We start from the raw sequence: 11,975 nt of genomic DNA, 5'->3' as shown, positions 1-11,975 counted from the left end.
CTAAGTTGGCTTTCTACCTCAATAATTTGATGTAACCCAAAAACATGCGAGATAACAATGAAAAAAATAGAAGCAGACCAATTAAGTTATAAAGGAGAGTCAAACGGTGTTCACAGTTGGACAGCACCGAGCGGCCAGCCATATTACTGGCACCCCGATTGGCTCCATATTGCTGAAGATGCGACAGGCTCACATCCAAAGCAAAAGATCGATGTCGAACAAGACCAAGCACCAACGGAAAAACACGCGGTGTCTGCTATTCTGAAACACATCAACCAATGGGCTGCAGACAAACTAGCGTCTCACCCTGAGATTGAAACCGGCTCAATCGAAGCTGAAATCAATCTCAAAAAGTAACGGGTAAAGTAGATAGCGAACTCAATCACTCGCGATTCTAACCCAGTACACAGACTGAATAGCCTCGACCCTCGACCGGGGCTATTCAAGTATTTTCATAAAAATGCTGCAATAACCCCCACCTAGCTAACAAATCTCTAACACAAACCAGTTTCTTGTATCAATCCACGAAAGCTATCGATAGAATTTCCGGTCTTATTCACGTCAGTTATGCTAATCATTCGCAATTCTAAAGTCGTGAATCAATGAATGCGTAAATCTAATAAGAATGAGAACAAAGGCTTATCGATGGATACTTCAAATTACAATCAATCGCTAACGACTAAGTTATACGTCATTGCTGGCGTGCTGTTTGGTACCTATGGCAGTCGGGTGTGTCCTATGCTCGAGAGCTTAACGACGTTAGAGATTTTCACACAAGTCAGTATTGTATTTGTCTTATTATGGCTCGCGCGTCGTTACCTATTGGCGCAACATACCTTGGTCAAGCAAGGCCGATTCGCGCAACTCGATACCCTGCTATTTTTTGCTGCAAGTGTACCTTTCGCACTCTACTACAACTTAAGCTATGAATTTACCATAGACAGTAATTTGAAGGTGCTGTTTGGCATGAGTCTATTCGGCTTCTTTACCGGAACCATTCTTCAATTGAACGCCAAGCTCAGCCAAATGGATAAAATGGAGACGACTGGGCAATTTGACTTCCAACTGGTTGGTGAAAGAAGTTCACTGGTCAAGCAGATGATAGGCTTGGTTATCGTGCTTCTGGTAACACTGACGACTATGTTGACGATGATTGCCGTCAAAGACATCTTCTGGCTAGAACATAACCCTGACCGCTTATTAGATGGCACCGGCAAGATCAGCGTGATCAAAGAGTTTATTTATTTGGCTGTGGTACTGGGTGGCTACGCGATAACCATCATGACGCTTTGGAGCAAGCTAATTAAGCGCATTCTCTTAAGCCAAGAGCACGCATTAAACAAAGTCACCAATGGCGAGCAAGGCGTTCGCTTACCCATTTTCGGTTACAACGAGCTTGGCTCAATGGCATCTATGACCAATACCATGCTTGATAGCCTCGAAACCGCGCAAAACGAAGTCAAAACCACACGTGACGTTGCCATTGTGAGCTTATCGGCATTGGCTGAATCTCGAGACAATGAAACAGGCGCTCATATCCTAAGAACTCAAGAGTACGTCAAGGTACTCGCACAAGAACTCAGCAAATCAGAAACCCACTCAAGCTTGTTAACACCAAACTACATCGAGTTGCTTTACAAATCTGCACCTTTGCACGACGTAGGCAAAGTCGGTGTACCTGATAGCGTGTTATTGAAACCGGGTAAATTGACGGACGAAGAGTTTGAGATAATGAAAGGTCACCCCGCGATCGGTGCTGAAGCGTTATCTATTGCAGAAAAGCAACTAGGAAGCAGCTCTTTCTTAAGAGTCGCAAAGGAGATATCTCTGACTCACCACGAGAAATGGAATGGCAGTGGTTATCCTAATCAGTTGTCTGGTGAAGATATCCCGTTATCTGGCCGTTTGATGGCATTAGCCGATGTATATGATGCGCTAATATCGAAACGCGTTTACAAGCCAGCCTTTACTCACGAACAAGCTAAACAGATTATTTTAGAGGGCAATGGGACGCATTTTGATCCGCAAGTTGTCCAAGCTTTTCTAGCGGTTGAACAAGCGTTTGTTTCAATTGCCGCGACCTACAAAGATGGCAAAAATGTAGCCAGTGAACTCGAGCGCGAAAGCTTTATTGCTCAACCTGCCTAATCTATTCAAAAACCACTAACTTCTTGCACCCTATAGGTTAATCCGTAGGGTGTTTTGTTATCAAATACCCTCTTTAGTCAATAAATCTGATTGAAATGGATTTTTTTTAGCCTTTCTGTTCACTTCGTATTGTCTTAAAAATTCCATACAGGTATAACTACCCATAGATACTATCCCCTCTCAATTGACATGGATGAAGATTATGTTTGAAAAAGTGTTAGCTGCTCCCGCCGATCCTATCCTCGGCCTTACTGAAGAGTTTAAAAAAGACTCTCGTGCAGAGAAAATCAACCTTGGTGTTGGCATCTACAAAAATGAAGATGGTCAAACGCCTGTACTTAAAACAGTAAAGAAAGCAGAAGCTGCACTTCTTGAAAACGAAAAAACCAAATCTTACCTAACGATTGAAGGTACGGCTGAATACGGTCTAGCGGTTCAGAAACTTCTTTTCGGTTCAGACGCTGAGATCGTTGCATCTCAACGTGCGAAAACTGCACAAGCTCCAGGTGGTACAGGTGCACTTCGCGTAGCGGGTGAATTCATCAAGCGCCAACTGGGCGATGTAAAAATCTGGATCAGTAACCCAACTTGGGCTAACCACAACGGCGTTTTCGCAGCTGCGGGTATCGAAACTGCTCAATACAGCTACTACAACGCTGAAACTAAAGACAAAGACTTCGCAGGCATGGTTGCTGACCTAGAGAAAGCTTCTGAAGGCGATATCGTTCTTCTTCACGGCTGCTGTCACAACCCAACAGGTATCGACCCAACAACTGAAGAGTGGGAAGTTCTTGCTAAACTGGTTGCTGAGAAGAAACTGCTTCCTCTATTCGATTTCGCTTACCAAGGTTTTGCAAAAGGCGTTGAAGAAGATGCTGCTGGCCTACGTATTTTTGCTCAACACAACAAAGAGATCCTTGTTGCTAGCTCGTTCTCTAAGAACTTCGGCTTGTACAACGAGCGTGTTGGTGCATTCACTCTGGTTGCAGAATCTGCAGACGTAGCAACAACAGCGTTCTCTCAAGTTAAGAGCATTATCCGCTCTATCTACTCTAACCCACCAGCGCACGGCAGTGCTGTAGTAACTCACATCCTTGGTGATGCTGATCTACGTGCTGAATGGGAAGCAGAAGTAGCAGAAATGCGCGACCGTATCCAAGAGATGCGCGAGCTATTCGTAACAACACTGAAATCTGAAGGTGTTGATGCAGACTTCACATTCATCGAACGTCAAAACGGCATGTTCTCTTTCTCTGGTCTAAGCAAAGAGCAAGTAACTCGCCTAAAAGATGAATTCGCAATCTACATTGTTGGTTCTGGCCGTATCAGTGTTGCTGGTATGACTAAGTCAAACATGGGTCCTCTATGTAAAGGTATCGCTGCGGTTCTTTAATCGTAAAGTGAAACCTGCACTTGCAGACCAATAGATATGCAAAAGCCAGCAATTAAGCTGGCTTTTTTGTGTCTGTCCCTTTGTATATAAGAGCTATTAGGGCTCGTAGCCTTTTCGTTACTGGCTAATACTCTAGGAAAAATTCCACTCCTAGCTCGTTAGTACGCTCGCTACGAATTTTACCTTCACCATCTCGATGTTGATATGACCCACCAATCGCAAACTTATTGGTCACTAGATAACGTAAACCTAAGTGATAGATCTCTTCATCAAACAGGTCACTTCGATTCACTTGCACACTCCCGTTAGCTATCCAACGTTTCGCAAATCCATAGTTAAGCTCAGCTTTTACCCCTTGGATGAACTCAGTGTCTGAAGATTCAGTTCGGTTGGTGTCATTATCTTCAACCTTACCTTTAGTGATACCAAGCAGGTAGTAAGCCACTATATCTAAATCTTTCTTAATGCTGTAACGGTAACCAACACCTGGCATTAGCGTATCAATTCGAGTTGTGGTGTCATCAGGGTGAATAAAGCGTGCGCTGTAGTCTCCCAGCAACAACCAATCATCCGTCATCGCGTAACTGACGCCTAATCCATACGACGAGGCATTGTTATTACTGCCTGCATCTTCATTTAAACTGCCCGAATGCGCCGTGGCATAAATATGGTCGTAATCTAAAATATCCACCGCGTTAGTGTCCGCCCACAAACTTGGAGAAAACATAAAAACCGCAGATACAAAACTAAGCTTCCACTTCGACATTCCTATCATCCTTAAACTGTCACTCCATTAATTGAAAGGTTAGTCTATCCATAAGACTTTAAAAAGGTTTTAGCTCACAGATTGATTTGTGACGGCAAAATATTATCAAATGTTGTACCATGAAATCATACAAACCAATGGATGATCATTATGGATGCTGAGTTATTAGAGATTCAAAACTTTCTGGCACAATACCCCCCTTTCACAGAACTCCCTGAGGAGATGTTGGCGAAAGTGACCAGTAGCGTGGAAATTTCTTATTACCGCCAAGATACCCCTATCATTCACTTTGGTGATCAAATTCATGACTTATACATAGTTCGAAGTGGCGAAGTCGAAGTCTACCGTCGTAAAGGCGAGCTCTATAACCGCCTGGATGAAGGCCACTTGTTCGGTCAAATGGGCCTACTGACTAACAACAAGGTGCGTTTCCCAGTTAAAGCGACGGAAGACACCCTACTCTACTGCATTCCTGAGCCTATCTTCCAAGAGCTCTACGACAACTACGACTCCTTTGCCGACTTCGTAGAAGTAGAAGATAACGCGCGACTGCGCCAAGCCAACTCCGACAGCAACGACGCTAACGACCTAACAACATCCAAGGTTAAAACGCTACTGACCAGCGAAGCGCCAATGATCGAAAAAACGCGCACCATTCAGCAAGCTGCAACCATGATGGCACAAGATAATGTTTCGTCCTTGCTGATCATCGACCCAGACATTGTGGAAGATGATGAAGATGACTCAACACCCGTGATTGGCATTATCACCGACCGAGATTTGTGTACGCGTGTCCTCGCCGAAGGTCTCGACCCATCGGATGAAGTATCTAGCGTGATGACACCCGAGGTTATCTCACTCGACCACAACGCCTATGTATACGAAGCCATGATGACCATGCTTCGCTACAACGTGCACCATTTGCCAGTACTTAAAGATAAGAAGCCGATTGGTATTATCGAAGCGACCGATATTGTTCGTTACGAATCTCAAAACTCGCTGTTATTGGTAAGTAGTATCTTCCAACAACAAAGTATCGAAGATCTGAAGGTACTTTCCGAGCAAGTGAAAGACAGCTTTGTGCGCTTGGTTAACGAAGATGCCAACGCCCACATGGTGGGTACTGCAATGTCGGTAATTGGTCGTAGCTTTAAGCAGCGAATTATCGAACTGGGTGAAGAGAAATTGGGCAAGGCGCCTATTCCTTACTGTTTCCTCGCACTCGGCTCTATGGGGCGTGATGAGCAGTTGCTGGTTACAGACCAAGATAACGCAATCATTCTTGATGATACCTACGACGAGAAAAAGCACGGTAAATACTTTGAGGAGCTATCGACCTTCATTTGTGATGGCTTAGACCAATGTGGTTATGTGTATTGTACTGGCGACATCATGGCGACTAACCCAACGTGGCGTATGACTCGTCGACAATGGGAAGAGTGCTTTGCCGATTGGATTGATGATCCAAACCCGAAAGCCCTATTGAATGCTTCAATCTTCTTCGACTTAGATGGCGTTTATGGTCGTCTGAAATGGGCTGAGCAATTGAACAGCTTTATTGTTCGACGCGCACGTAAGAACAACCGCTTCTTAGCGTGTCTTGCACGTAACGCACTCAACCGTACACCTCCGCTCGGCTTCTTCAAAGATTTCGTGATGGAGAAAGATGGCCGCCACAACAACTCAATCAACCTTAAGCGTCGTGGTACTGCGCCACTGGCCGATTTGATTCGTGTTCACTCACTGGCGGTAGCGTCTCGCTCTAAAAACTCATTCGAACGTTTAGATGACATTATCGACGCAGGTATTCTGCCAAAAGGTCGAGCTCAAGATTTGAAAGATGCGATGGAGTTTATCTCTCTGGTTCGTATTCGCCACCAAGCTCACGATGTCGACAACAACATCGAGCCTGATAACAACATCGAGCCAGAGAACCTGTCTGACTTCGAACGACGTAACCTAAAGGATGCATTCCAAATATTAAGTAATGCGCAAAACTTCCTTAAGTTCCGTTATCAAGCCAGCAATAAGTTTAAGTAGGGCCTATGAACAAACTATTCAGATCACCTGCAGTCGATTGGCCATTTAAGTTTGCTCAGAAGCTAGAACGAGCGAGAGACGAGCGCTTAAAGCACTTTTACAGCCAGCCTCTTCCTGCGCCTGATACGCCACTTTCAGAAGTGATGTTCTTGGCTGTCGACTTTGAAACGACGGGTTTAAACCCAAACAAAGACGGTATCATTACTATTGGTTTAGTGCCATTTACGCTCAATCGCATCTACTTGCGACAAGCCAAACACTGGACGCTAAGACCAAAACAGAAGTTAGAAGAAGAGTCTGTCGTGATTCATGGCATCACGCACAATGACATCATTGATGCGCCAGACCTTAGTGAAGTGTTGGGCGAGATCTTAGAGTCAATGGCGGGACATATCCCAGTGGTTCACTATCGTCGTATCGAACGTGACTTTTTGGACAATGCATTGAAAGTGCGACTCGGTGAAGGCATTGAGTTCCCAGTCCTCGACACACTGGAGATTGAATCTCAGATCCAAAATAAACTGGCTGGTGGCTTGTGGAATAAGCTAAAAGGTAAGAAGCCAGCTTCAGTGAGACTGGGTCAGAGTCGTCGTCGATACCACCTGCCCGACTACACGCCGCATCATGCATTAACTGACGCTATTGCGACCGCTGAGCTCCTTCAAGCGCAGATTGCTCATCACTTTGACGCTGAGATGCCTTTGAAGAGTTTCTGGCTCTAGCTGGCGTTGAACAGAGCGCACATGTAAAGCCCACTACTTCCCATAAGTGGGCTTTGTCATTTTTATCGTCCGTGTTTATACGGCAGTAGGCCCAACTAAGCGCATCTCCCAATCTTCAACTTCGCCCGTTTCGAGACGACGCCCAACCAGTTTCCCCCAAGACTCGACCAAAGGAAGTTCAGCCATCTGACTCAGTTCTTCTCTATCTAGGCTTCCGGTAAAGACAGCGCCCATAATGCGCGCGAGCGACCAATCAGGGTATGGTCTTTCATACAGAGTAATCTCATCACCTGCGCCAATATCGCCCTCTTCCAATACTCGGAAGTACCAGCCTGTTCGAAGTGTGTCTTGCAGTCTTCTCGCCATATCGTTTTGCTCGAATCGCACATTGAGCTTCCAACAAGGCATGCGCCCTTGCGAAACTTCCAACAATGTTGAACCAATCCGAATCTTATCGCTTAAACAAATAGACGCTTCAGTCACTCCACTTGAGCTTAGATTCTCGCCAAATGCGCCTGCAGATTGGAAGATGGCTTTGCTGCCCAAGTCCTTTTCCCAAACTGGGTAATGTTCGCTTGGGTAAATATGAAGGGCTTTTTGAATGCCACCATGAAAACGAGGGTCACCTTGTTCGTCATTGGTAAAACCAAGCTCTGTGGCGTGTTGACGTTCCGACAAAACCTGTTTGTTGATGGCACTCTGTGTACCGTGAGCAAAGGCAACGGTTTTACCTACCAATACGCTGTTGATTACACCTAACTTCTTCATATCCCTTCCTTATTAATGGAAACTTTCTTACTGAAAACATATTTGCTGAACTGTATGAGGTAAGACGGCATCACACTCGACTTCATTCACTATGCCGAGCATGATAGCCTAACAAGCCAATGTCAGAGTAGAGATGTAAGGACAATTAACAATGCCAACCCGCCAAATAGATTCTCACTCCGATGTCATGACTTCCAACGAGATGATGACTGCCAACCCCAACTCACCAGCGCTAGTAAAGACCATCGACATGCCTAAAGGTTTCATCGATGCAATGCACCAACATACTTGGCATCAAGTGATCTTTCCAATCAGAGGTTTATTGCAAACTAAGACTGATCACTACCAGCATCTTGTTCCGCACACTTCTGCGCTGTTGGTACCTGCGGGTATTCAACATGAATCTATCGCATTGAGCCATACGACGTTTGTCGGCATCTACCTTAACCCTGCGTTTGGCAATGAATATGAACGTGAAGTGCGAACCATTACCCTCACGCCGTTTCTAAATGAACTATTGCAAGAGATCCGAAGTCAGTGCGAAGGGTTGGTGAGTGATGATGAGGTATCGCGTTTACTTGCAGTACTGCACGACCAAATAATGAAAGATAATGTGCAGACCTTTCAATTATTGTTACCTGAAGACCGGCGCTTAAAGCTGATATTCGAAGCGCTGACAGACACACCAAGATTAGATTATTCGCTAAAAGATTGGGGAGAAAAAGTCGGCGCATCGGAGCGAACGTTATCTCGCTTGTTCTCAAAAGAGTTCAACACGTCATTTCAGTTGTGGAGACAACAAATCCGACTGATTTATTCGTTATCTTTGCTTGATGAAGAGCTCGCGATCCAACGTATTGCTGACCAAGTTGGCTATCAAAACGACTCATCGTACATCAAAGCCTTTAAAGCATATTTTAATCTCACACCGCAGCAGTTTCGCTCTAATGGGCGTCGAAAATCGTGATCGCTATTTGTCAGCGTGATTAGCGTTATTTCCCCACCATAGACAACGTTTGATAATAACGACGCTTTTGCTGATACATATTCTCATCAGCGACTGAGAACAATTGCTCAACGTCTGTTGAATCACTTGAGGCTGTACCAATCGAGAATCTGACAGGAATAGAGATACCCGCTTTAGTCTCGATTGCCTGTTGCTCCTGAGCAATGTACAACTGCTCAGCCATCTCTGCGACATTGAGCGAATTCGACTCACCAGACGTTAAGGTAAGCACCGCAAATTCATCTCCACCCAAACGATATAGATTACTGGCAGGTGTCAACCCGTGGCTGATTACGTCTACGCAGCGTTGTATCAACTCATCCCCGACTTCATGTCCATGAACATCATTCGTGGTTTTCAAGCCATTGATATCAATAATGATCAAAGAAATCTTATTTTGATTGTCGTTAATGCTGCGTTTACTAAATTCGAGATCTTCATTAAAAGCTTTACGATTCAAACAGCCAGTCGGCATGTTAATCCGTGTAATATTTTCGAGCTCTAGCCAACCTGCTAACTGTTTTTGGTACATGTCAAAAATCAGAAGATCTTCTTCACTGAGTAGATCAAATGAACGTGAACAAAAATACCCGATTGCCGTCCCCTGTGAGTCACAGAGTCTCAAGTCAGCCTCGCCAGCACGGTTAAAATGAAACTGAATTGAATGTTGATCAAGTAATGTCTTTAACTCTTGATCGACCATTTGAGGAATCAGCCGATATTCAGCTGCCTGTCTCGATGATGCAAACTGCACGATCTTCAAAATACGATGCTTCTGGGATTCTTCACGCGCGAGCGAATACGTTAACTTGCTGGTTTTCTCTTCAACTAAGTCCTCTAGCTGAACATTAAATCTTTCGAGTTTATCGTTGCTTTCGGTAAGCTCACGGACTTGGTACTGTATGCGACCCCACATGGTTTCCAATAAACGACTTAGCGTGACGAACTCTGTAAAACGATGTTCATCCACACTATGAGTCGGTGACTGGTTATGCGAATACGACGTAACAGATTCAGCCAACAGGTTTAACTGCCCTGAGAACCAGCGGCTTAGGAACAGAGCAAACACTATCGCGATGGCAAGCGTCGCCACCAATATTCTGACAAAGACCACCTGAGCTTGTTGCATCTCTAATAAGCGCGCACTGTCGGAAATATGATGTTTGACGTTCAGCACCAATTTGTCGGTAAAGAATTTACTGTCGATAGAGATAATGTTCGCACTTTGTTCAGAAGATTGAGCATCCGTTGAATCAACATAGTTAAACTCAACCGACTCATTTTGATACAGGAAAGGCGTCACTTTAGTGTTGAGCCTGTCATACCCCATAAGAACCACAAGATAACCCTGCGGCGTGTATGTAGAACCTTCAATCAAACGATAAGGTAAAATCGGCGCGACAAAAGCAATACCGGCAGTGGCATTATCCGCCACTTCCGTTTCGGTAAACTCGGTGTGGAACAATTTCCCTTGCCCATAAACCGATTGAGGACGCTTCAAGCTTTCTAATAACTGGCTCTGCTCAAAATGGTACAAGCTGCCTTTGCTGTCATAAATGGGCTTCCAGTTTTGGTCAAGAATATAAGTCGCGGACACACTCTCCGCTAGCGCATTGAAGCTATCCATCTTGTCCCAAACCACACTCGAGAAAAAGATATTACCACCCGCTTTAATCAGTGATCGGTCTTGCGAATACCATTGGGTTAGGCTCGCCGTCAGCTTAATTTGCTCTTGTACGGTTTGACGAATACCGGTCGTAGAGTTGTCCAGCTTGGTTTCTTTTTGCTCTAAAGAACTTTGGTTTTGTTTATTGAGAATCAACTGTCCCGCTAGGTAAACAGGGAGCATTGAGCAAGCCAGCAACACCAAGCCCATGGTGTATTTTAATGATAGCTTCAATCTCTTACCCTCATATTCGCCGAGTAATATTGAACAAAATCATTGTAAAACTTATGCAGTTCACTCTTTGGCATCCCTGACTTGTAACGTTGATACGCCCGAGCCGATGCCTCCCAAACGATCGCCATCTTGTAGTCACTCGACATCATTTGCGATGCTTGAAACTCATCGTACATATTTGAAAATGTCTGGTTACCTTCCTCAACGCGGCGTTGATTAACCTCATAAAACGGCGAAACCATGGCACTCGAGTGAGCTAAATAGGTGAAACTGTTTGATTGCAGGTATTGAACGACTTCTTTCAAAGCCAATTTCTTATCTGGGTCTTGCATGCCTTTTTCCGTGACAGCAAATATCTTTGCGCCACTAAATGAAGACATACTTTCACCACGGTAGGTCGGCAACGAATTGATGTACAAATCTCGACCAAAAGCGGCATCGAGTTCGCTGAACGCCCAATCACCGTCAATCAAAAACTCGACTTCCCCATTGATGAATCTCTGCCTCGCGCAAATATCACTGCACGATGATTCGATGACTTTTTTCTGCTGCAACAAATCGATGAAATCAAAAATGGCAACTAACCCTTCACCGTTAACATTCTTCGACGACAATAAGTCTTCAGAAAAAAGCTGATAGAAAGCTAGATAGAAGTACATGTTTGGATTGGGAAAAAGCACACTCACTTGATCGGACTGAGCAGAGCGTTCAATTAGGCTCTCCCATGTCACGACTTGCGCTTGAGGCTTGCTCGAATACAGAACGACCTGGTTTCCAATACCAACCGGTAACGCCTTAAGCTCACCATTGATGACCACCGCATCGAGCGCTTTTTTCTCATAACGTTGGGTATCTACCCAGGCCTCAGGAAGTGTCGCTAAATCGATATATTCAGTTAGACCTAAGAAATCAGAAGGAACCCAAATAGCGTCGGGAAAGGTATTGTCTCTAGGATCAGCGACAAGAAGTTCAGAACGAATACTGTTGACGTCAAACGAACGAATTTCTACACGATGATCCGTCATCGCTTCGATATGTTCTTTTACATAATCGGCCGTTTCATAATTAATACCAGCCCATATTTCAAGTGTGGACGAACAAGCAACGGCTGGAAATAGCATCGCAAATAGACTCAATAACCTCACACTTGATTCCTTGTGGTAAAAATTAGACGTTGGATTTTAATTGCCCACCAATAAACCGGGCGATGCGGCTTATTGCTCGCAGCTCAT

10 protein-coding genes are annotated in these 11,975 nt (G+C 44.7%); 6 read left to right on the top strand and 4 right to left on the bottom strand.

Features of this window, described 5'->3' with window-relative positions:
- Positions 1-57 precede the first annotated feature (57 nt).
- The 3 genes from AB6E85_RS18530 (at position 58) to AB6E85_RS18520 (ending at position 3,541) form a co-directional block, all read left to right on the top strand.
- A complete protein-coding gene (locus AB6E85_RS18530; protein ID WP_372143586.1) occupies positions 58-357 on the top strand; it encodes a hypothetical protein in 300 nt (99 codons plus the stop codon).
- A gap of 249 nt (positions 358-606) precedes the next feature.
- Positions 607-2,148, top strand: coding sequence for an HD-GYP domain-containing protein (locus AB6E85_RS18525; RefSeq protein ID WP_052878180.1), 1,542 nt, complete (start codon positions 607-609; stop codon positions 2,146-2,148).
- Between the two features lie 202 nt (positions 2,149-2,350).
- Positions 2,351-3,541: an amino acid aminotransferase gene (locus AB6E85_RS18520; RefSeq protein ID WP_372143584.1), complete on the top strand. Its 1,191-nt coding sequence runs from the start codon at positions 2,351-2,353 to the stop codon at positions 3,539-3,541.
- 124 nt (positions 3,542-3,665) lie between these two features.
- On the opposite strand, the gene AB6E85_RS18515 is transcribed toward AB6E85_RS18520, so the two are convergent.
- On the bottom strand, positions 3,666-4,307 hold the full coding sequence (locus AB6E85_RS18515) for an outer membrane beta-barrel protein (protein WP_029405474.1): 642 nt from the start codon (positions 4,305-4,307) through the stop codon (positions 3,666-3,668).
- A 150-nt stretch (positions 4,308-4,457) separates the two neighbouring features.
- Here AB6E85_RS18515 and AB6E85_RS18510 point away from each other — a divergent pair, with 150 nt between their 5' ends.
- Both AB6E85_RS18510 and AB6E85_RS18505 read left to right on the top strand, forming a co-directional pair.
- On the top strand, positions 4,458-6,347 hold the full coding sequence (locus tag AB6E85_RS18510) for a DUF294 nucleotidyltransferase-like domain-containing protein (RefSeq protein WP_048609207.1): 1,890 nt from the start codon (positions 4,458-4,460) through the stop codon (positions 6,345-6,347).
- A 5-nt stretch (positions 6,348-6,352) separates the two neighbouring features.
- Positions 6,353-7,069: a 3'-5' exonuclease gene (locus AB6E85_RS18505; protein ID WP_050634574.1), complete on the top strand. Its 717-nt coding sequence runs from the start codon at positions 6,353-6,355 to the stop codon at positions 7,067-7,069.
- A gap of 75 nt (positions 7,070-7,144) precedes the next feature.
- Here AB6E85_RS18505 and AB6E85_RS18500 read toward each other — a convergent pair whose 3' ends face one another.
- Positions 7,145-7,837, bottom strand: a complete 693-nt coding sequence (locus tag AB6E85_RS18500) for an MOSC domain-containing protein (protein WP_372143582.1) — start codon at positions 7,835-7,837, stop codon at positions 7,145-7,147.
- 151 nt (positions 7,838-7,988) lie between these two features.
- On the opposite strand from AB6E85_RS18500, the gene AB6E85_RS18495 reads away from it, so the two are divergent.
- Positions 7,989-8,804: a helix-turn-helix domain-containing protein gene (locus AB6E85_RS18495; protein ID WP_372143580.1), complete on the top strand. Its 816-nt coding sequence runs from the start codon at positions 7,989-7,991 to the stop codon at positions 8,802-8,804.
- Between the two features lie 25 nt (positions 8,805-8,829).
- On the opposite strand, the gene AB6E85_RS18490 is transcribed toward AB6E85_RS18495, so the two are convergent.
- Together AB6E85_RS18490 and AB6E85_RS18485 are read right to left on the bottom strand one after the other, a co-directional pair.
- Positions 8,830-10,719, bottom strand: coding sequence for a diguanylate cyclase domain-containing protein (locus tag AB6E85_RS18490; protein WP_372143638.1), 1,890 nt, complete (start codon positions 10,717-10,719; stop codon positions 8,830-8,832).
- 20 nt (positions 10,720-10,739) lie between these two features.
- The gene (locus AB6E85_RS18485; protein ID WP_061039212.1) at positions 10,740-11,888 is read right to left on the bottom strand and encodes an extracellular solute-binding protein; all 1,149 of its coding nucleotides are present in this window, start codon (positions 11,886-11,888) and stop codon (positions 10,740-10,742) included.
- Between the last annotated feature and the right edge of the window lie 87 nt (positions 11,889-11,975).

Source organism: Vibrio sp. 10N.247.311.51 (assembly GCF_041467855.1).
Taxonomy (GTDB): Bacteria; Pseudomonadota; Gammaproteobacteria; order Enterobacterales; family Vibrionaceae; genus Vibrio; species Vibrio coralliirubri.
This window is presented reverse-complemented; position numbering and strand designations above follow the sequence as displayed.